At 35.0% G+C, this 23519-nt stretch carries 15 protein-coding genes; 4 read left to right on the top strand and 11 right to left on the bottom strand.

The window, feature by feature from the left end; translation table 11 throughout:
- From Q1A01_RS21210 to Q1A01_RS21185, 6 genes are all read right to left on the bottom strand, one after another.
- The coding region (locus Q1A01_RS21210) for a choice-of-anchor D domain-containing protein (RefSeq protein ID WP_299684882.1) at positions 1-6113 on the bottom strand (6113 nt) is incomplete at its 3' end.
- A 269-nt stretch (positions 6114-6382) separates the two neighbouring features.
- Positions 6383-6589, bottom strand: coding sequence for a PID-CTERM protein-sorting domain-containing protein (locus Q1A01_RS21205; RefSeq protein WP_299684880.1), 207 nt, complete (start codon positions 6587-6589; stop codon positions 6383-6385).
- A 15-nt stretch (positions 6590-6604) separates the two neighbouring features.
- Complete coding sequence (locus tag Q1A01_RS21200) at positions 6605-11584, bottom strand: M14 family zinc carboxypeptidase (protein ID WP_299684878.1); 4980 nt, start codon at positions 11582-11584, stop codon at positions 6605-6607.
- A gap of 399 nt (positions 11585-11983) precedes the next feature.
- Complete coding sequence (locus Q1A01_RS21195; RefSeq protein WP_299684876.1) at positions 11984-12853, bottom strand: OmpA family protein; 870 nt, start codon at positions 12851-12853, stop codon at positions 11984-11986.
- A 79-nt stretch (positions 12854-12932) separates the two neighbouring features.
- On the bottom strand, positions 12933-13934 hold the full coding sequence (locus tag Q1A01_RS21190) for a glycosyltransferase family 2 protein (protein WP_299684874.1): 1002 nt from the start codon (positions 13932-13934) through the stop codon (positions 12933-12935).
- Between the two features lie 45 nt (positions 13935-13979).
- Positions 13980-14429 carry a type I restriction enzyme HsdR N-terminal domain-containing protein gene (locus Q1A01_RS21185; RefSeq protein ID WP_299684873.1) on the bottom strand — a complete coding sequence of 150 codons (450 nt, stop codon included), beginning with the start codon at positions 14427-14429 and terminating at the stop codon, positions 13980-13982.
- Between the two features lie 36 nt (positions 14430-14465).
- On the opposite strand from Q1A01_RS21185, the gene holA reads away from it, so the two are divergent.
- Positions 14466-15470, top strand: coding sequence for a DNA polymerase III subunit delta (gene holA / locus Q1A01_RS21180; RefSeq protein ID WP_299684871.1), 1005 nt, complete (start codon positions 14466-14468; stop codon positions 15468-15470).
- Between the two features lie 26 nt (positions 15471-15496).
- Here holA and Q1A01_RS21175 read toward each other — a convergent pair whose 3' ends face one another.
- The 5 genes from Q1A01_RS21175 to Q1A01_RS21155 all read right to left on the bottom strand — a co-directional run bounded on the left by Q1A01_RS21175 (position 15497) and on the right by Q1A01_RS21155 (position 19518).
- Positions 15497-16579, bottom strand: a complete 1083-nt coding sequence (locus Q1A01_RS21175; protein WP_299684869.1) for a DUF2652 domain-containing protein — start codon at positions 16577-16579, stop codon at positions 15497-15499.
- A gap of 126 nt (positions 16580-16705) precedes the next feature.
- Positions 16706-17536 (bottom strand): NmrA family NAD(P)-binding protein, encoded by an 831-nt coding sequence (locus Q1A01_RS21170; protein WP_299684867.1) that lies wholly within the window; start codon positions 17534-17536, stop codon positions 16706-16708.
- A 187-nt stretch (positions 17537-17723) separates the two neighbouring features.
- Positions 17724-18218, bottom strand: a complete 495-nt coding sequence (locus tag Q1A01_RS21165; protein ID WP_299684865.1) for a DUF1772 domain-containing protein — start codon at positions 18216-18218, stop codon at positions 17724-17726.
- 2 nt (positions 18219-18220) lie between these two features.
- Positions 18221-18568 carry a hypothetical protein gene (locus Q1A01_RS21160; protein ID WP_299684863.1) on the bottom strand — a complete coding sequence of 116 codons (348 nt, stop codon included), beginning with the start codon at positions 18566-18568 and terminating at the stop codon, positions 18221-18223.
- A gap of 92 nt (positions 18569-18660) precedes the next feature.
- Complete coding sequence (locus Q1A01_RS21155; protein ID WP_299684861.1) at positions 18661-19518, bottom strand: AraC family transcriptional regulator; 858 nt, start codon at positions 19516-19518, stop codon at positions 18661-18663.
- Between the two features lie 140 nt (positions 19519-19658).
- Here Q1A01_RS21155 and Q1A01_RS21150 point away from each other — a divergent pair, with 140 nt between their 5' ends.
- The 3 genes from Q1A01_RS21150 to Q1A01_RS21140 all read left to right on the top strand — a co-directional run bounded on the left by Q1A01_RS21150 (position 19659) and on the right by Q1A01_RS21140 (position 23494).
- Positions 19659-21032 (top strand): capsule assembly Wzi family protein, encoded by a 1374-nt coding sequence (locus Q1A01_RS21150; protein WP_299684859.1) that lies wholly within the window; start codon positions 19659-19661, stop codon positions 21030-21032.
- 34 nt (positions 21033-21066) lie between these two features.
- Positions 21067-21873 (top strand): DNA alkylation repair protein, encoded by an 807-nt coding sequence (locus Q1A01_RS21145; protein WP_299684857.1) that lies wholly within the window; start codon positions 21067-21069, stop codon positions 21871-21873.
- A gap of 532 nt (positions 21874-22405) precedes the next feature.
- Positions 22406-23494, top strand: a complete 1089-nt coding sequence (locus Q1A01_RS21140; protein ID WP_299684855.1) for a BamA/TamA family outer membrane protein — start codon at positions 22406-22408, stop codon at positions 23492-23494.
- Positions 23495-23519: the final 25 nt, after the last annotated feature.

Here is a 23519-nt window from a genome sequence, read left to right as displayed (position 1 = left end):
GAAGCTCCCGTCTCTCTTACGAAATTACGTTGTGAGTTATTAAATACGATATCACCATCACTATCGGCAGCCACAAAGAATCCTTGTCCTACTGCGATATAACGTTCTGGTGTTTTGGTACCACTACCTATATTAGATACATCTGGATGACTTACTGCAGGAGTTCCTCCAGAAAGGGTATATAAAGCATATCCAGCTTGATAATCTGCCTGAATATGATTTCCACCTCCATAATGCTCCCACAGGTATAATGTACCATCTAAATGTGGATTATCATTAATAAAATCATTAGCATCTAAAGCAGATGGGAATGGGTTTCCTACCATATAATCTCTATCTGCAAGAGCAGGAATCACAATTTCTTGCGCATCAGTACTATTGTTAGGTTTACCAACAAACACATAGTTCTGAGGGTCTGTAATTGCTCCCGATCCCGGTCCTTTCATCGTATACCCTTCACCTACACTTATACTACCAGATGGTCCTACATATTGAAATTGTTCCATACCGTTTCCATACTTGAACATCCAGTATGCACTGATGGTAATAGGACTTGTAGGTGCTCCATTTAATCCTCCACTAAAACTGATTGAAAGTGGATTATCTGGATCGGTACCATCTCTCATCATACTACTTAAGCTATAGGCCGTATTATTTTGAGTACTATTGATCGTACTTACTGGAGATGACCAGATATTATAAGAATAGGTATCTGCTGTTCCTTGCTGGTCTTTTTCTAAAGATCCAGAACTGGTTACATCAAGATCACTATTTTCTGTCTGTATCAATTGAGATTCTCCTACAAGATCCAGAACACCATCTAATTTCAGATAATGTGACACTTCGATCTTACTATCATTCTCTATAGAAAGCTCATCAGATTGTATATCTAATGCAAGTACAGTATTATTTCTAGCTGTAGTAACATTATGGCCTATTTGTACAATGTTCCAAGCAACATCAACTGTATTATCAGCTATAGATGTGCTAAATGGAACTTGGAATCCTGTTCCATTTTCCCAAGCAGCTTGGTCAGTCCAGTCTCCGTCTGCATCAGATACATAAGGAAGAGGAGCCGTTTGGAAATCTACAGTATCTAGATTACGTATTGCAGCAATAAGGTTATTGTTAGATTCATCTTTTACATTGGTAAATGTATAGATGTTCATCGGAAAATACGCCGCTACCTGTGACCAATCTGTAGTCGTAAATGGATCTTTAGAAATACCAGATGGTATAATTCTACCTGTCACCGTATTAAGACTTGTATTTTCTTCTATCTCTTGATTCATGATAAAACGAATCTGATCTACAGTTAATTCCATATCCCATACACGAACTTCATCTATTGTTCCTTCAAAGAAATCTGCAGGGTTTGTTCCATCTGCTGCGGCAATTAGGAATGATTGTGTTGTTCCTGCAGGAACAGCTAATCCAGTTTCTGTAGTATCTAATACACCATCTATATATACTCTAGCCGTATCAGAACCGTCATAAGTAAAGGCAAATTGGTGCCATTCATTTTCTGTAACTTGAGTAGTTGAACGTATGTTTTCTTCAGTTCCTGAACCATTAAACCAAGACATTTCTACTTCTCCAGATGGAATTACGCTAATGTCATATCCTTCAGAGAAAGCAGCGTCGCGCTTAGAAATAATCGTGTAATCACTATTGATTCTTTTAATCCATGCAGATACTGTAAAAGCGCCTGCAAGTTCAAGATCATCTTCATCACCAGCGTCCAAGTAATCTTGTGTTCCATCAAAACTAATAGAACGTTGGAATACATATTCAGGAGCATATCCAAACGTGATATACTTTACCCCATTAAAATCATATTCTGCTTCTAGATTTATACCATTAAGACTCATGATACGATATTCTGAAGTAGGACTAAATGTTGGTGTGTCAGAGACAAACATTAAGTAATCTCCTGGTGGATTTAGAGTAGAAGATAAAGAAACCTCTGGTATAGTTACTTTTACACTACCCACAGAACCTGTTTCTACTACTTTCCAAATACGTTCTATGGATACAAAGTCTACCACAGAGTTCAATCCAGATACACCAGCACTCATGTCTACTGTAATTGGAGTAGCAGCTGCTAGCGGTGCATTATCATTCCCCCATAGTAAGAAGTTCTGATTTGTAAATGCATTTGTATTTGCAGTAATATTTTCATTATTAGTAGTATAGATATCTGTCAGTCCCATGGTTACTAAAGCATCTGGATTTACCGACGTAGATTGTTTTTGATTCAATCCTGAATCATCATCTCTACCTATCCCAGCAATATCATAATTAAAACCTGTATGTGTTACCACATCCCAAATGACATTATTATCAGAATCTATATAATTTTCATCTCCAAGGTCATTTGCAGTGGTACTATTAATATCGTGTAACGTAATACCATTTTTAATAGCTAAATACGATTGTATTTTTAATTGATCTGTAATAGAATTTGGAGCTGCATAACTAATAATCTCTGTTATCTTTCCATTATAGTGAGAATCAAATGGTGTACCAGCTACTGTTATACGACCTACACCTATGGTATAAGGATTATTTCTTACAGTTCCATATGGAAGTTCTCCATCAGAAATACCCGTTGTTTGATTAAACGTACGTCCAGTATAATCATCTATCCTAATTCCATTTTTATAAATTTCAGATTGATCTAGAATAGGATCATACTTTACATTAAAAATGATGACTTCATTATTGTAATTATCAGTACTACTGGTATGTGCTCGTCCATAATTAAATCCATCAACATTAGCAAGATCCGAAGGAGTAGATCCAATCATGTGACTTACAATATTATCAACACCATTAAATCGTATAGAACCTGGATTAATCCAAAAACCTGTTCCATCTTCGGCAAAATCTTGAGGAGTAACTCGTCCTGATATCACACCTTCTAGTGTAGAGGTACTATTGATGTTTCCGTCTGCTTGCATTACAATCCAGTACTCATCTGTATAAAGCCCTCCTTTTCCTTTTAATTCTGTATCATTTGTGGTATTAAAATCTAATACAGGATTATGATTAATGTTTTCTGTATTATTATCATAATAGGTTGGTGCTGTTTGATTCGCAACTCTAGCATCATTATCAAAAGCTTCGTCTGTCCAAGCACTTACCGTATTCCCATCTGTTTCTCCTATACCTACATTAGATTTCAACCAAAGTTTAAGATTTGAAGTTACATCACCAGGACCAATCGCTGGGTCACCTGGAGCACTAGTAGGATCTCCAAAAATGAATATGTTATCAAAACCTGCTCCAACATCAGTCGTAAAATCACTATCAGAAGCAAAGGTCAATCTAAACCTTATATTAGGTCTATTGTTTAATAGTGATGGAAGCGCAATGGCTGCCTCTACAAATGAAGATTGTGTTGCAGAAGATCCTGTATCATTATTACGACCAGCCCATCCATCTGCCCCAGAGCCTAGAGCTGTAACATCATCTACATTATACCAATTATCTACAGGTGTTGCAGAGTATGCTCCTAAAAGTGTCCAAGTAGCACCATTATTAAAAGAGTATTCCATATGAAATCCATCCTGTGTATCAAACTCAGTGATATGGCGTATATCTAATTGTATTCTAAGGTTATTATACCCAGATGTACTTATTGATGGACTTGTGACTATGGTATTTGAGTTTGGAGCATAGTTGTTGTAATTACTAGTATACCAGTAGTTACCTTCTGTACCTGTCTCTGTTGTATTTGTACCATAGGTCCAAACACTGTTTCCTCCAGGATTTGTAGCAGTCCATCCTCCATCATTTACATCAAAGTTTTCATAATAAATAGTAGTCAATGGGTCTGTATTTATCACAGCAGTTCCTTGGATGTCAAAAGTATATGTCCCTTCATTACTATCATCACTTAGTACAGTAATTGTCGCATTATGCGTTCCAGCAACAGAAGGTGAATAGCTTATTTGAAAAGTCGTATTATCTGATGTATTAATCGTATTGTTTGGAATTGAGGCTACAGAAAATTGAGCAGCATCAGGACCTGTAATCGTAAAATATGGAGAAGGTCCAGTAAGTGTCAATAATCCAGAACCATTATTTTCAATTACAAAATCATTAGTATTAATAGTACCTACATCTATAGTTCCGTAATCAGTACCATCTGTAAGATCAGGTGTTGTATCCCCATCAGCAATTGGATTAGTTAATCCTGTAATATCTATTTCTGGAATTAAAGAGGCAGATGCCTCACCTAAAATATCAAAATTATATGGATTTTCATCACTATCGTTATTTACTATAGATACTGTTGCTGTATGTGTCCCTACTGCAGCTGGGTTGTATGTTATTCTAAAGGTAGTTGATCCACCACTGGTAGTTATGGTTGGATTTGGGATGGTTGTAAGTGTAAATTCACCAGCTCCAGCTCCTGTAATAGTTACATATGGAGAAGGATCTGTTAATAATAAATCTGCAGTTCCTGAATTACTAATAATAAAGTCACTAAACGTTGAACTTCCAGGAAGTAAAAACCCAAAATCAGTTCCATCTACTGTACTAGGTGTTACATCACCATCTAGAATATTATTACTCATACCTGTAATTGCCATCTCAGGTTCGGGGCCTACACCAGTACCTCTGATATTAAATGTATAAGGGTTTTCATCTGCATCATCATTGGCAATAGAAACAGTAGCATTATGAGTTCCTCCTACAGTAGGACTATAGGTAATTGCAAATGTAGTAGAAGCACCTGCTCCTATAGTATTACTAGGAATTGTTGTTACAGAATAATAAGTAGCTCCAGCACCAGTGATAGTTACATAAGGAGACGCTCCAGTAAGATTTAGGTCTAAATTTCCTAAGTTTTCAATCGTGAATGTGTTTGGGTTACTACTTCCAGCCACCACACTTCCAAAGTCAGTATCATCTGTTATAGTAGGAGTTGTATCACCATTTAATATATTATTTCCTATCCCAGTAATATTCATTTCAGGTTGAGGAATATTTGAAATTATGTTTATTGAATAATCTTCTACTTCTCCAAAGAAATTATTGTCTTCATCACAAGAACCTGGTGTAGTTGTTCCAAATCTATGTGATACACGCATTCTTGTAATTCCTGTAGTTGCTCCAGCAGGTACAATAAAATTTAATGGAGAATTTGAAGTAGCTGCACCTGCAAGATTAACAGATGTCCCCATATCATATGATTCTCCTGCGTCATCAAAATCGTAATCTCCGTTCCAATCGATCCATACATTAGTAACAAATGCATTGTTACCTGCTGTGCTTACCTCAGTAGTTATAGCATAATTGTCGCCAATTGTTAAATCTGTAGATAGAGAAGTAAAATCAGAATAACCAGTTGTCGCAGTTCCAGTACTATTATCTATAGTGTTTAAATTTACTCTTGTAATACCTGAGTTAAAACCAACAATTGACATAGATCCACAATACTGGGGATCTGTAGTGACTACAATATTATCTACAGCCATATCACTATCAAAATTAATTCCAGTATCACCTACAAATCTTACGTTAATAGTGGAACCAGCATATGCAGAAAGATCAACAATTTCTTTTCTCCAAGGCCTTGTCTCATCATCTTGTTGTTGTCCTGTTCTAGAAAATACGGACGTCCAAGAACCACCAGCATCATCACTTACTTCTAAACTAAGTGTTCCCATTCTACTTCCATACATATGGTAGTCAAATGAGAAGTAAGCACTAGATTCAGCACTAAGATCAATACAAGGACTTCTTAGGTAAACTGTAGCGTTAGGTCCAGGACTCCCACTACTAGAAGCTTCTGTAAAATAGTAAAAAGAACCTTCACTTGCTTGGAATGGTCCTGTATTATTAGATGGAGTTGTACCAGATCTTCTAGTCCAGTCTCCATCATCACCGCCAGGCTGAGTCCAATTACCTAAACCACCCTCAAAACTTTCTGTATATGGGAAGGTAGCAATAGAAACACCTGCAAAACAAGTGAAAATTTCATCTTCAGAAGTATCTGTAGATACATTTGGGTTCGTATTATTTGAAAATAAGGGTTGAATTGAAAATAAAACAACTAAAATAAAAGCACATAAAGTACTGCAAGAAGTAATTTTTTTCATTTTGTAGGTTTTGTTGCTATAAAGTTTTGGGGACTCTATAGTGATTTGGGATTACTAAATTACTAAAATTCTTAACCCTACAATAGAAAAAATGTTAAAATTGTGTTTTTTGACTATGATTTGTGTATTTCATCGATGTTTTTGAAGTTATTAACAATGGAAAGTTAACATCTTACGCCTATTTTGACTGTATACGCTTTCGCGAAAGCAAAAAAAGAGGGAACTCTATTTGAACTCCCTCTTTTTAAATACGTTAAATGTTAAATATGCTACTCTTTATGGCTCGTTCTTTTTCGAATGCCAAAATAAATTCCAGCCGCTATTCCTAATCCAACAAATCCATCTATAGGAGCTGCAGGAGTTTCATCATCTACATCGTCAGGAAATACAATCTGAGCGTTAGCTGTGGTGATGCTAAGTGTGCTTACTAAAAGTACAAGAAAGCAAAGATATTTGATACTATATTTATTTTTCATGATTATAATTGCTTTTTATTTTTTAATGAGACGCTTAGTGATACTACCTGTTGTTGTTGTAATAGTTACAAAATACATACCGTCTGTAAGTGTTGCTAATGAAGATATTTCTAAGTTATTACCATTAAAACTACGTGTTCTGTCATACACAACTTGTCCTAATATGTTATTGATTTTTACTGTTACTTCTTGCCCTTGTAATAACGTAGAAGTAATCAATAATTGATCTCCTTCAAGTGGATTAGGGAACATAACGATATCGTCTATAAAATTATCTTCAGTACCTAAAGAATTTTCTTCAAAGATGATTCTAAATCTATCTGTAGCAATGCTTTCCTCTATCGAAGCGTCTACAGTAAATTCAATAAAGTTTTCTTCGTCTTCTAGTTCATATAATTCTCCTGTATATATGTCTTCTAAGAAAGCTGTTACATCTTCAAGTCCATTCTGTTCTACACGAAGTGTATATGCATCTGTTCTGTAGGCATTATTAAATAATTGAATTTCTTCATCTAATGTAGGAAGTGCTCTACGTTCTACACTTAGTGTGTTGTCTCCATTAGAGATTGCCATATTTTCATCAATGTTAAAGAATTTTGCTGCATCTTCTAATGTGATTTGATTACTAAATTCTGGAGCGAATAATACTACAAAATTATCTTGTAATTTTTCTCCTGCATTGAAGGCTTCTGTTCTATATAATTGACCAATAATGTGTGCATTATTTGCAATAGGATCATCTTCTAGTAGAAAGATAGTAGTGTCTTCGCCTACCATTTTGTCACTTTCGTTAAAACTTATAGACGTTGAATTGTCACCAACCGTTGTGGCTGTAGTTACAAAAGCAGATTGCCATGGTTGTAAGAAATGATTTGCATCAGATCCAGCACCATTTGATGAACCTGTTCCTGTAAGAAGTACGGTTACATAAGCTCCACGTGCTCCTAATGTTGCATCCCAAACATAATACTGGTTGGTATTAACATTGGTTGCAGCAGTAACAATACCATTCATCTCTACCGTTGCTTGGTATGGGTTACCAATAAGATTGAAACCATCGGCATTATGATTCATAGCAGCCCCAGTTAATGTAGTGCTACCTGTGACGATAGTTCCTTCGGCTCTTATTCTCGTATCAGTTGGAGTGGCACTATTAGAAGTAACATCTATAGTACGATCTCCTCTAACAAATAGGAGGTAAGCCTCACCAGCAGTAAGGGTATTTATATTGGTATCTGAAATAGGAGTTAAAGCTGGAGTTGCAGCACTGTTATCATATGTAAATAATGACGGATTTCCAGATGGTGTTGCATCAAATCCGTTTGCACCAGTAGTAGATCCCGTAATATGAGTTCCAAAGCCAGCAGCAGAAGCTCCATTTTCTTGCCAGTTTTCCAATATACTTGTTGTTGTGGTCACTGGACTAGATACAAATCGGAAAGCTCTTCTTGCAGGAACAAAACGTTCTATAGTTACATTACCCGTTATCGTTCCAGATGTTACCTGGTCTATCATTGCTGATTGTGTGGCATTGCTTGATAGTGTAAGATTGTTATTTGTAACTAATTCTCCATTAGATAATGTTAAGAGTTGATTCACTGTAACTCCAGTATCTAAAGTAAGTGATGTACTAGCAGCATTCATTGTTAATTGTGCTACTTCAAATGCATTTCCAGAAAAGGAATGAGAGAATGATCCCTGAGCAACAATTGTAGCATTGTTTGCTGTTAAAGTTCCATTATTGGTAATATTTCCTGTAGTATTTAATGTATTTGCCCCTAAGTTTAGTGTCGCACCATCATTAATTAAAATATCATTTGCTGTGGTGTTAGCTGTAAGTGTAGGGCTACCTGATAATACCAAAATATCATCATTAGGACCGGCCACTCCACTAGGATCAGCAGGATCCCATGTAGGTACACCTCCTACTAATCTATGTATGTAGTCTTGTTTAGAAGCTGTAATACGAATGTTATCTAACGCTAAGTCACTACTGAAACCATCGCCAGTTTCTGCTACAAATCGGATAAGAACTACTTTACCAGAGTAAGCTGTTAGATCTTCAGTGACTTCTTGCCATGCATTTACCGATGCTCCAGATATCTGAGGGACTATATTCGTCCAAGTTAATCCTTCATCATCACTTATTTGCACATCTAGTGTTCCATTATTATTTCCAAAATTAGTTCCAAATCTATGATAATGGAAGGCTAAGTCTATATCATTATACTCACTAGTAAAATCGATACAATTACTTTGTAATATCACAGTAGCATTAAACCCTAAACCACTTGTAGATGCTTCTGTATACACATAATTTTGTTCGTGTATAGATTTAACACCATTACCTCCGGCTGGCCCAGTACCGTTTGAAGGTGTTCCTTGACTAGCTAGATTCAATGTCCAATCACCATCGTCACCACCTGCCTGAAAGAAAGTACCTGTTCCATTTTCAAAACTCTCTCTATATGGGAATTGATCAATAACTCCATTTATACACGTTCTATCATCTATACTTGTATTGATAATTTTGAAATTATCAAATTTAAATCCTCTAAACTCTACATTATATCCATCGGCTCTGTTAGAAGTATCAGAAGCAAATTTAAATCTAAATTGTACGTTACTATTACCAATAATACCAGGGTTATTAGTAGGATCTAGATATACTTCTTCTAATACCCATTTTGCAGTAGGATTATTTGTAGCATCATCTGTAGTATCTACATACATATCTCCATCATAGATGTAAGTTCCATTTAGTGATTGAAAATTTTCTTCAGTTTGACTTTTTGTTAAGTGAAAACTTGTTGCTCTAGTAGCAGCAGGTCTTGTATGTCTTCCACAAAGTCCTACCCATGTAGTACCTCCATCTGTACTAGCTTCTAATTGAGCAAGGTCAAAGTTACGCTCTATATCCCAAGTAGCATTGTAATGAATGACTGCAGAACCAACACCACTTAGATCAACAGGGTTTGTAAGGGTTACAAATGTTTCATTACTATTTCCATATGACGTTGTTGTAGATGCAATCGCATTTGTACTTCCATTAAAACCAGTCGTTACTTCTGACCAACTAGTTGTACTCCAGTTTGAAATACCATCTGCAGTTATAAGTACTGATGGGTTATAATATTTTATGAAAGTAGCTTCATAAATAGTATGAATATCATTGCTTAGAGTTACTTTATATTCTATAGGGTCATTAGCTTGAATACTTGGGTCTAATGTATATGCAGCAGTTACTAAACGTTGTTCTAATACATTCATAGCATCTAATGCGGTAGCACTAGGTGTTGTAATTATAATATTATCTGAAACTGCTTCAACAAGCAATGTGAAGTTAGTTGTTGTGTTAGGAACATCATCATAGGTTTGTCCTATGTTTTCAACCGCAAAGTCTAATTGACCATTCATTTGATCAATATTCGTTTCAGTATGATCATATAATTTTGCAAATCTACCAGCAGCCAGAGATGTAATTAAATTTATACGCATTGCTCTTTGAGCTATTGTTACAAACTCGGTAGGATCTGGCCAAAATTCATCTCCATTTTCAGGTGAAAATGTAATAATTCCTTGCCCTGAACCTATAGATGGATTACTTGTAAGTGGTCCAATAGGATCATAATTTACTACGGGGCCTCCAAACATCCAATCGTTAATGTCACCATTGGCATTTGTCAATGTATTTGGGGCAGAACCATGTACATATCTATTATAACGAGTTACATTTTGCATAAGGTTTTGAAACTCATCTTCTCTTCCAGATGAAGCACTTGGATCTCCATTATACGAAGTTGTTACAATCGAGTTTAATCCTGCATGATGATTAATAGCTGTCTCAAATTCATGATCACCTACAAATTCTTGCATGATCATAATTTCATTTTCAGAACCTGGAGAATCTCCTCTATAGGTATCTTGATTTGTTAGACCACTAGACCCTACATTATCAAAGCCCCAGTAATAGTCAGAATTTCTATTTAAATCTATACCTCTTAATACATTTCCATTATTTACGTTTCCATTGTCATTTACATTAGGGCGTAAATTTTTACGTTGAAAACCTCCAGAATTTCCATCCTGAACAATTTCATTCCATCTTAAACCATCAGGATTAATAATAGGAACAAAGTAAAGTTCTTGATTATCAATCATGTTTTTAATGACAGGATCTTGATCATAATTTTCTAATATATACCACATATAATAGATGATATTCATCAAACTACTCGCCTCACGCGAATGGATCATTCCAGTAATTAAAGATTCTGGCTCGTTTGCTTCATCTGTTTCTGGATTATCAGAAATACGCACATAAAAAATATCTTGAGGATCAAAATCAATAGGGATCCCAGAAGCGGTCGTACCACTTCCTGTTGTATTTCCATTGGTTTGCATTCCTAAAGCAGATGCAGAGGCCTTTGTAGAAATTAGATCTGGAAATAATAATTTCATTCTGTCTAATTCTGCTAAAGCTTCATCTACTGTAAGACATCCTCCCATTGATCCTAATTGGAAATTTTGAGGTACCCAATTAAATTCAGCACATTCATCATATTGAATAGGGTTGTCTATAGCTGCTTCTAATTCACTAAAAGATCTATTCTGTCCTTGTGAGTTTACTTTTAATGCTTCTAGTTGTTGTATAGCTAATGGAAGTCTTTCTTGACCTCTTCTAGCATAGAAAGTAGAAAGATCTTCTTCTATAATTTCATAATCAAGTCCTAATGCACTTATTTCTTGTAAAGCATCTCCATATATGTCAAGTCTTAAATCATCTCCAATTGGTTTTGCTCCACAGTGTAAGTCTAAACCAAGTTCAGCAACATTAACTAATTGGTCTTTCGTTGGACTCTTTAATAGAATACGCTTACCAGATAAATTGTCATGGTTATCATGATCATGTCCATCTTGAGCAAAAAGCCCAGTAATAGTACATAGCGATAGCGCACATGCGAGAACAGTGCGCTTAAGGGTAGTTTTTTTCATAGTTGTTTTAAGTAGGTACTTGTTGTTAGTCAAAGTAATTTGGGGTTACTATATATAATATATATGATTTGGGTGGTGCTAATCTAGATAAAATTTAGAAATTATACGTGTGAAAAGTGTTAAAATTTGTATTTCAACTTGGCTTTTGTGTATTTCAACGATAAAATAACGTGTTTTTCTAAGAGTTTACTAATTGTATTAACATTCAAACGCAGTAGCTGTTAACCCATTGTGCATGTAGATGTTCATTACTCTAAATTTTCTATTGATATTTTCTTTAGGAGTAAAAAAAATCAATAAAATCACTCACAATATATAATAGGGTATATGCTTATAAAACAAAAGACGGTCACCATTTGGTAACCGTCTTTTAATTAACACTGTTTTTTGAGAAACCTTTTATTCTCCTCCGTCTTCTCCAGTTTCTAAGTTTTTCATTTCTTCTTCTATCATCGTATAGAATTGATCAATTTTTGGAAGTACATATATTTTGGTACGTCTATTTGTCGATTTGTTTTCAGCAGTATCATTTGGTACTAATGGTACATATTCACTTCTACCCGCTGCAATTAGTTGTGAAGGATTTGCCCCTAGATCTACAAGAGCTCTTACAATAGCTGTAGCACGTTTTGCACTTAAATCCCAGTTATCTAATAAAACACCTTTCTTATAAGGTACATTATCTGTATGACCTTCTACAAGAGCTTCAAAATCTGGTTTTCCGTTAATAACCGTTGCTACTTTACCAAGAATCTCTTTGGCTCTATTGGTAATGTTGTAGCTTCCACTTTTAAATAATACTTTATCAGAAAGCGATATAAATACGACACCTTTTTCTACATTTATTTCAATGTCCTGATCGTCTAGGCCTACTTCTTTTTTAAGACTCGTAACTAATGCCAGTGTAACACTATCTTTTTTAGTAAGTGCGTCTTGTAAACGATTTATCTTTAAGTCCTTTTCTTTAAGACTCTCAAGAGACTTTTCTAAATTTGTCGCTCCTTGTTGTGTAAGAACCGTTAAGTCTTTAGAACTCTGAATTAATTCATTCTTATCTTTTCGTAATTCAGCAATACGTTCTTCTAGAGAAGCAACTCGTGTAGTAGCACTCGCTTTTTCTTCCAAACAAGAATTTAGTTTTACTGTTGCAGAATTTAATAAATCCTGAGTTTCTTGTTGTCTTGCTTCAAGGGCAGCATATTCTTTCTTTGATACACAAGAGGCAAGTAATAGTAAACTTGCACAACTTGCTAATAGGATACGTTTCATATTCTGGGTATTTCAAGTTATACTCAAAAGTACCAAAAATGGAAATGTTAAAATAGCGATTAACAGTTTTTTATCGTTTTTATAAAAGATCGCGATATGTCTTTTTATTTTTTATGAAATATTTAAAAACAATAGACCATACCTGATAATACTGATGACTTTGTTTTAGAGCCTTTCGCTTTTTGAGTAAATTAGGGAAGTGTCTATAAAAACTAACATGTGCCTTTATAATCGCCAAGACATGTTTTGGTTTTCCTTCTAATAAAAATTTAAACCCTGCAATTCCATCTAGGATAAGTCGAATTAAGACAAGCAATAAATAGGGTACTCCAGTACTATTTTTTACAACAGCAAATAAGGTGTTTCTAAAATTATAAAATGTTTTTTGAGGGTTTGCAGAAGAAAGTGTGGCTCCTCCTAAATGGAATACTTCACTATCTCCTACAGCAACAATACGATATCCTTTGTTTTTAATACGCCAGCAAAGATCTATTTCTTCCTGATGTGCAAAGAAATCTTCATCTAGGCCGTTTGCATCCCAATATAACTTTGCTCTTATAAATAGGCAAGCTCCGCTAGCCCATTGCACATCAACAGTATCATTATATTGTCCCGTATCTTCTTCACAATGATCAAAAATACGTCCTCTGCAATAAGGATATCCTAATGCATCTATATATCCCCCAGCGGCTCCTGCATATTCAAATAGCGTAGGACGTTTTAAATCTTTAATCTTAGGTTGTGCTACAGCAATAGATGCCGAAGTTACAAAAACAGATACCATAGGTTCTAACCAACCTTTCTCAACTTTTACATCACTATTAAGCAATACATAAAGATCTGCATCTACGTGACGTAAAGCATCATTATATCCTTTAGCATAACCGCCATTTTCTTTATTTTGAATGATTTTTACATCTTCAGGAAAGTGTTCTTTACAATAAGCTACAGAACTATCTGTAGAAGCATTATCTGCTAGATAAATAGTAGCCAAATGTGCACTGTGTGTGACTACACTTTCTAAAAAACGTTCTAGTAATGAACGTCCATTCCAATTAAGTATAACAATTGCTGTTTTCACGTTGCAAATAAAAGGGTTTTTGCTTTCGCGAAAGCATACCAAACATCATTTTATAATATAATTAGGGATTTCTTTTAAAAACTGATATCGTTCCTGCTTAAAATTCATGGCGCAGTAGTAATGATGCAATCCATTTGTGACCATCAGTAAAGAGGCTTGTAATTTTAAGTTATACCTCGCAATCTGATCAAATGCAGTTTGTGTAATAGCCACTTTAGGTCTTTTACACTCTACAATTAAGAAAATACTCCCATCAGAATTAAAAATGACAATATCATATCGTTTTTTAGTATCGTAAATTTTGATTTCCTTTTCAACATTAATAAGACTTGCAGGATATCCTTTGGTCTTCATAAGGAATTGTAATACGTGTTGTCGTACCCATTCTTCTGGAGTAAGGAGTATAAATTTTTTACGTATAGGGTCAAAAATATACGATTTGTTTTCGCTATTTTTGAGTCGAAAGTCATACGCTGGAAAATCGAGAGCTTGCATGACTGCAAATTACTTTTTTTATAGGAAACCTCAATAGTGCAAAACGCAAAAAAAATATTATCAGATCTCCAGAACGGAATGATACACCCTATCTATTTTTTAAGTGGGGAAGAGTCCTATTTTATTGATGAAATAGCAAGTTATATAGAAGCAAATATTCTAGATGAATCCGAAAAAGGATTTAATCAAATGGTTTTGTACGGTCGTGATGTTACCGTAGACGATATTGTTAGTAATGCCAAACGATACCCTATGATGGCAGAGCGTCAAGTGGTCATTGTAAAAGAAGCACAAGACCTTTCTCGTACCATAGATAAACTTGCTTCCTATGTAGAAAATCCTCAGCCCACAACGGTATTGGTGATCTGCTATAAATACAAAAAATTAGATGGTAGAAAACCACTAGCCAAAGTCCTTAAAAAAAAGGGCGTTCATTTTGAAAGTAAAAAATTATACGAAAATCAAGTAGGAGATTGGTTACGTGGTATCGTGACTCAAAAAGGCTATCAAATCAACCCTAAAGCAGCACATATTTTAGTAGAATATTTAGGTACTGATCTAAGTAAAGTAAATAATGAGATTAAAAAATTAATGCTCATCCTTCCGCAAGGAAGTGAGATTACACCAGAAGCTATTGAAGAGAATATAGGAATCAGTAAAGATTTCAATAATTTTGAACTTCGTAAAGCGGTTGGAGAGCGAGATATTGTAAAAGCACAACGCATTAGTTTATATTTTACACAAAACCCTAAAGACAATCCATTAGTACTTACGATATCATCCTTATATGGTTTTTTCTCTAATCTCCTTAAATACCACGGACTTCCTCAAAAAGACAAAGGTACTGTCGCCAAAGCATTAGGTGTTAATCCTTATTTTGTAGGTGAGTATACAACAGCAGCTCGTCATTACCCTATGAAGCGCGTGAGTGCGGCTATTGCTCTTTTACGAGAAGCAGATGTAAAGAGCAAAGGAGTAGGAGCGAGTACTTTTGCGACACCATATATACTCAAAGAATTGCTCGTAAAGATTATGGGATGATTGCGAATCTAATGATGACCTTTAATCTAAATACGATCGTTTGCAAGTACTTCTTGTAATTTATTTAATGATGTATTGATATTCTTTTTAAACCCTTTTTTAACAAATAAGGCAAGCATCAACTTTTTAATTACAGAGCGAGCTTCCCAAAATAACTCGACAGTAAGTTGCGAACTCGTATCTGAAATAGGTTTGATGTTAAAAAAATGATATAATGTATCTACTGGTGGAGGGCTTGTGGTATATTCTCCATATACAATCTCATTTGCTTTCGGAACTTTACTGACCACTTTAAAATTAAAATGTTTCCCTCCAATCACACACATATGCTCAGAATTTAACCGAGTGACTTCATGCTCATCATAGTGTATTTCATCGACACCTACAGCCCATAAATGTCTGTGTTTATAATTGGTGATGAGCTCTAGTAATTTTTCTGCATTTGCAGGAATGGTACGCTCAATTTGTAAATTTGGAGGACGTAAAAGTGTGATGGTTTGTCCTTGTTGAAAGGGTTGTAATTTTAAATTATCTACGGCAATTTCTGAAAAAATATAATGAACAGGAATATTATCATAAGTGTTTACGCTTTCGCGAAAGCGGAATAAGGAACTTTTATAGTCTAATGGCATTTTGATTTCTGTAGCCAGTTCTTTACTTAACAGTACATAATTATCACTCTCCACCGAATTTTTGAGTAATCGATGGGCTTTGATTACTGCTTCTCCAAAGGGCTTTCTATTGTTTTGTACTTCTATAAATTGTAAATCTGCTACGTGTGCTACAATTTTAAGTTCAAGATGTATAGCACTTGCACACGCCATACAGGGACAAATTCTATTTTTCTCTAGTAGTTTTAAGTGGCTATAAAAAGCGGTATACATCGTTTCAATTTGTGCCAAAAGTTTTTCCTGAGAAAGTATTTGTCCTTCTTTATAAAAAAACAAGGCATCGCCTTCTACTTCAGCAAGACGTAATTGTTGTGTATTTGCTTCTATGAGTACCTCTAGTAGCTCTGCAATTACATGCTGACTATGTTCTGCCTCCGTAGTTTGAACAAATTTTGTAAATCCTGAAATGTCAGGAATAAAAAGTAAAGATTTTGGCATACACTAAAGGTATTAATATTCAAATATGATTTTTAGATTAGTCGTAAAAAAAATGAATATTATCTTATAGTAATAAAAGTCTTTAATAATTTTAAATTATTAAAGACTTGGGGGACATCTACTATATTACTTCTTATTCCAAATACCTGTAGCTGCTGTTTGTTGTGCATATTCGCTAAAGTCGATGGGTTTGCTACCTAGTATCTTTTCTATATCACCTGTGATTTCTGAGTTGCTCGGATTTCCTAACACTTCAGTAAATAGGTATTCAATAAGCCATATAAAGTCTTTAGGAAGGTTTGCTTTATACATCCCTTCTCTATACTCAGATACACTTATGGGGATAAATGTAATGGTTCTATTACTCGCTTTTGCAATTTCATTAATGGCATCTTTAAATGTTAATGTTCGTGGTCCTGTGAGCTGGTAAATGTGTCCATGATGTTTTTCATCTAATAATGCTTGGACAGCTACGGCAGCTATATCACGTACATCTACAAATGGAATTTTTGCTGCTGCTTGTGGAAGTGCTACGACACCTTCTAAAATAGGATCTAATAAGAAGCTTTCGCTAAAATTTTGGTGAAACCAACTGGCGCGTACAATCGTATAGGCAATTCCTGAATGTATCACTACTTGTTCACACAATTGGGCTTCACGTTCTCCTTTGCCAGATAATAGGACAAGTTTTTTAATACGAGCTTTTTGCGCTTCTTTTACCAATTGCTCTATGGCTGCTAAAGCACCAGGTACTGCTAGATCTGGTTGGTATGTGATATATACTTTATCCATTCCTTCTAATGCTTTTGCCCAACCTTCTGGTTGATGCCAGTCAAATGACGGTTGATTCGATCTTGATCCTACACGTATGTGATGTCCAAGTTCTTGAAGTTGTTGTACAATTCTTTTTCCTGTTTTTCCGGTTCCTCCGATGACTAAGATGTTTTCTGATTTCATTGTTTGTTCGTTTTTATGAGTATTAATTGATGTTATTTGTTTTTTGATGTGAATGATGAATTCTCCTATAGTACGCTTTATCGCTTTGCTCTCCCTCTGGTCGTGAACCTGCCTGCCGGCAAGCAGGTCTCACAAGCTCGATTTCGCAAACCTGCCTAGCCGGCAGGCAAGAGCGTATACAGTATTATTATTTTGTATATATCATTCCTAAAAGTACTAATGCAAAGGCTGTAAATGAGGCGATAGTGCGTTGTATATGCCAGCGATTCCAAGGTTTTTCAAAGACTTCTCGTAGTTCTTTTAGTTCAATAGCAGACATGGTTTCTAAAGAAGCTTTGTCCAGCATTTCGTTAAGTGGTATATTCTTGAAAACTGTAATTAATCCTACGCCTACAAAAAAGAGAATAGCGGCAATAAGAAATGACCAAAATGTAGCACGATGCGCTTCTTTAAAAAAATATACATTTAGAAAAAGTAATACTACAGGACTAAAGAACACGATTAAAAAACTAGGATTGATGATAGCTCTATTCATGCCTTGAAATGACTGTAAAAACGAGAGATCATCTAGCCTGCCTATACCAGGTGTTATGGCATTAGACCACGTAAAGCATAATCCTGCGGTAAGTCCTGTACATAGGATACTTACTAAAAGCACCCACGTTTTGATAGAAAGTTCCATTGCTATTGATTTTGTGTGGAAGTGATCCACGTTAATAATTGCTGATATTCTGTAGTTGTCAATTTGATTTTTTTCCCTTTAGGCATTCTCTTTTTGATAAAAACTTGGGTGTATATATCATCTACCCATGGAGTCATGTTTTCTAGTGTAAAGACACGTCTCTTATTACGTCTAGCATGACAGACATTACATTTCTTATTGAGTATTTCGTAGGCAGTTGTTTTTTCAGAGCGAACACTATTTTCAACAATAATAGGTGTGATCCCTTCTGATGTTGTATTGGATGTAGTGGTGCTCGGGACTAATGAAAAGGTGAGTCCAATTATGAGTTTTATAAGTGTTGTCATCATCTTATATTTTTAATATTTTGATGATACAAAGATGCAGGCATGTAGCTCGAATCATTTATTCGAGCGGAAGTTTGATTTGTTCGAAAAGTGCGTTACTTGATTTGACTGGGTCTGTAGCCAAACTTTTTAGCGAAAGCATTTGAGAAAGAACTCAAACTGTCATAACCAACTTGCCAAGCAGCTTCTTGTACAGTTGCTTCTTTTTTACTGATAAGTGTATGCGCTAAAGAAAGACGTTCATTTTGAAGGTATTTAAATACAGGAACTCCAAAAACAGCTTTAAATTCCTTTTTGAGTTTGGTAGTATTGAATCCTATTTGTTGCGAAAGTTCTGTAAGAGAAGGAGGATTTTCTATGTTATTGATAAGAATCTCTTTCACCTTATTTAGTTGATCACAATAATTTGATGATGCCGTGGAAGTTTCAGGTATTATAGCAAGTTGACCAAAGAAATGGGAGAGAAGTGCTGTCATCTGACTTCTAAAAAACATCATTTTTGTTTTCCCTGAATATTGATTTGCAAAGATGTTATCTACAATACGTTGCATGTCAGGAGTCATCAAAAAACTAGGTCCTTCTACATAATGATCTTTGGGATGTACTAACTCTTGTAATAACTCTTTAAAAATCTCACCTTCTTGATTAGGGAGTTGATCTAGATGACGTAAAGCGGTAGCCACGACAATACACTCTAAATTTTTATCAGGAGAAATAGTGTGTTCAAATGTCACTTGATCATCTGCATAAAAAGAGAGCGCTAGTCCTTTTGTATGTTTAAATTGTTTTTTCTTTTCACCATATTGAACAGCAAGATCTACATTTCCAGAGCCATAAAAGGCTACGGCAATAAGTGACTCTTCAAAGTGACATGCATCTACCTCTATAGTGGTTGCTTTGGCTTCTTCAACCAAAACAATAAAGTCATTAATATGTATAAAATCCCGAGTCATATCTCACTATAAAAATACATATTTGTTATGTGATTTTTTATGTAAAATCGCTGTAATATTTTAAAGCGGTATCTTGAAATATAGAGAAAAAAACCTGTTTTGAAAGTTTGTATTACTATATTTAGAAAAATTTTCTACTTATGCAAAAACTGCTCCTTTCCATACTTTTTACTATAGGAATTAGCATCTTGACATGGTCCCAAGAGCAAGATGATATAAACGTTAGTGGAGGTATAGAGACATTCGGATATGTAGCGAATGAACAACTCCCATTTTGGACATTCACAAATACATATGGACGATTAGGGCCTGAAACTAATGGCTTGGTATACGCTTTCGCGAAAGCGGACTACGCCTTATCACCAAATAGTTCTATAGTGATAAAAGCATCTGGAGTTGCCCGTGATGGAATAGACCCAAGTGTACAACGTGCTGAGTTATATGCCAGTTTTAGAAACTCATGGATCGATATTACCATAGGATCTAAAGACTTTACAGATAATACATATGAATTATCAACGGTGAGACGTAATATTTTATTTTCTTCCAATACTCGCGCATTACCGGGTATTAGTATTCAAAATGCAGCTCCAATTACCTTGTTTAAGAATTTTTCGGTAGATGGAACTATTGCACATTTTATATTGAATGATGATCGTTTTGTAGATAATGTAAACGTGCATTACAAAAACCTATATTTTAATTGGGATTTCAATGAGAGTAGTAGTGTTCGTTTTGGATTACAACACGTCGCACAATGGGGAGGAACTTCACCGTTACGTGGAGAACAACCTGATGGTTTTTCTGATTTTACAAAAATATTTTTTGGAAAGGGAGGAGGAGAAAATGCCGATTTTGTAGATCAAGCAAATACCTTAGGAAATCATATAGGTTCTTACAGTGTTACCTATAAAAAGAGAAATACAGATGCTGTTGATTTTGATATATACTATCAATCATTATTTGAAGATCGTTCAGGATTAGAACTCAATAATTTTCCTGATGGTGTATGGGGGATTTCGGTTTCTCCTAAATCTTCTAAGCTTTTTAAAACTTTTTTATATGAATATATACAGACAACCTCACAAAGCGGAAGTCCAACGGCTATAGAGAACCCTGGCGGACAGCAAAGTGGAGGAGATAATTATTTTGTAAATGGAACATATAGATCTGGATGGACCTATGAAGGACGTACCATAGGATTACCGTTTATAAGTGTTTTTCCTAATATAGACGGTGTAGATCCAAATACAAATAATAGAAGTAATGCGCATCACTTAGGAGTTGCAGGAAGTTTCTGGAAGTTAGATTATCTTTTAAAGCTAACTTACGTAGAAAATTTAGGAACTTTTGCAGTACCTAGAACCCCTAAAGATACCTTTGTATATAGTTACTTTAAGACTATCTTACCTATCGATAAAATAGGCATTTTTAGTGCCGAAATTGGAGCAGATTTTAATGAAGATAGTGATACATTTTTTGGAGCTGGTGTAGGTTACAAGTATACTTTTTAATTGTGTTATAATTTAAAACAGGAAGTAAGTAAAAATGATACCAGCACATATTACAGATAGAAAAGGTCCTAGAAGTCTAAAAGATTTAGATCCAGAAGTATTAACATACTTAAATGCTGGAAAAGTCGAAACCAAGAATTTAATGGAATGGCTAGCTGTAGATCAACTAGTGTTATTAAAAACAGTACTGGAACCTCTCGATAAAATGAATTGGTTTCCGTCGTTTACAACAGCTGTACATGCACAAAAGAAACCTACAGCAAATAGTACTACCAAAGTAATAGGGGAGACCTTTGCGCAGCTTTCTAATTCCGCTTTCGCGAAAGCGTATTTAGCCACACACCCAAGTGATATAGTAAGATGTTGGGCATGTTGGACAGAGAGTCTTTTTTATGACACTACAGAGACTTTACTTAATGCCATGCAATCCTATGCCGCCGATTCTCATTTTGGGTTACGTGAGGTTGTTATTTTTGCAACCAAAGAGCGTTTAATAGAGGACATAGACACTGCAATTACTATATTAACTACATGGGCAAAAAATACGGATGAAAATGTGCGTAGATATGCTGCTGAGGTATTAAGACCTGTAGGCGTGTGGACTAAGAAAATTCCACAATTTCAAGAAGATCCAGCGCGCGCACTTCCCATTTTAGAGGTATTAAAATCAGATGTTTCTAAATATGTGCGTGATTCTGTTGGAAACTGGTTAAATGATGCTAGTAAGTCACAACCTGATTGGGTACATTCTATACATAAGAAATGGCAGCAAGAAATGCCCACTAAAGAAACGCTTTACATTCTTAAAAAAGGAATGCGAACGATAGAAAAAAACAAGTAAAATAGGCTGTTATTTTTTGTAATACGTTAGTTTTTGAGTACGCTCATGTAACGTGAATATTATGTAGATGTATTGTATACAACTAACCAATTACTGTATTATGTAAACACTCACTAACTATCAATAAATAGCTCCAATAAGCAATTGCTTGATATTTTAAGCTAAAAAATGATATCAACGTATTGATAAAAAATTATTCGCCTTGAATCATTGCTATGATGCCTAATACTAAGCAAACTGCAAGACTTCCAAAAAGAATTCCACCTACACCCATAATAGTTTGATTTTAAATTTTTATCAATTTAATAAAAAAAATAGACTTACTGCGCTACAAAGGATTTTAGTAGTGTTTTAATAAAGCTTAAAAAGGCTTTGAGATACGTTAAAATTTATCATTTAGTCTTATTCTAAAGGAAAAGATGTTAAACTTGCAGTACCAATATCATAATGTATAATGAAGTTTATCAGTATAAGAAGCACTATTTTATTCGTCCTAATTATTTTTAGTAGTCAGTTAATACAAGCGCAAAACTTGGAAAAATTAGCTGAGTTCTTCACTTTTTACCCTAACAAAAAGCAACATCAAAAAGATTCGACGCTCTATTTGCAGAAGTTTATTGCAGCGCCAGTGATGACGTATAGTCCAGAAACAAACCTAGCTATAGGAACTGGTGCTAAATATCTTTTTAAATTCAATGGGAGTGGAGAAGAGACAAGAGCTTCAAATATTCCTATGTCTATTCGATATACACTGAATAATCAATTTATATTTTACTCTGGTTTCGAGGTATTTACAAATCAAGAAAAATGGGTAATAGAAGGGAATTTACTATTTCAAAATTATCCCCGTTTATTTTATGGGATAGGACGTGATAGTCCAAAAGAAAATGAACTTGAATATAACTACTATCAATTTTTATTTGAGCCTATTTTTTTAAAGCAGATGTTTACAAAATATCTTTTTATTGGAGCGGGTATACGCTACAATACCATTTCGAATGTAGCATTTGAACAAGAAGATGCCATCGCAGTGGGACCTGATACTATTACAGGGTTTAATGGAAGTACTTCATCAGGTGTTGAAGCAGCGGTCTTATATGATAGTAGAAATAACATCCTCAATGCAGAAAATGGCTGGTATATAGAAGCAACTCATGGTGTATATGGAAAAGTGTTAGGAGGAACACATTCTTTTGGATTAACACGTTTTGACGTTCGTCATTTCCTTGGACTATCAGAAAACGGACAAGATATTTTAGGTTTTCAGTTGTTAGGAAGTTTTTCAAGCGGCGATGTTCCGTTTAATGAATTGGCATTACTAGGAGGAAACGAAATCATGCGTGGGTATCGAGAAGGTAGATATGTAGATAGACATTTAGTTGCTGGACAAATGGAATACCGTAAGTCTTTTGGAGATTCTCGATGGGGTGCTGTAGCCTTTGTAGGGGCTGGAGATGTAGCAAATAGAGTACCAGATTTTAAACTCTCTAATTTTAGACCCAATTATGGTGCTGGGATACGTTTTAAATTGGATAAAACTGAAAACCTAAACCTACGATTTGACTATGGGTTCGGAGAAAGTTCTAATTATTTCTACTTTACTATTGCTGAAGCATTTTAATACACTTAGGGGGTAATTTTAAAAT

The organism is uncultured Dokdonia sp. (genome assembly GCF_947492815.1).
GTDB lineage: Bacteria > Bacteroidota > Bacteroidia > Flavobacteriales > Flavobacteriaceae > Dokdonia.
Note: the sequence above shows the minus strand (reverse complement) of the source record. Positions and strands in the feature narration are given on the sequence as shown.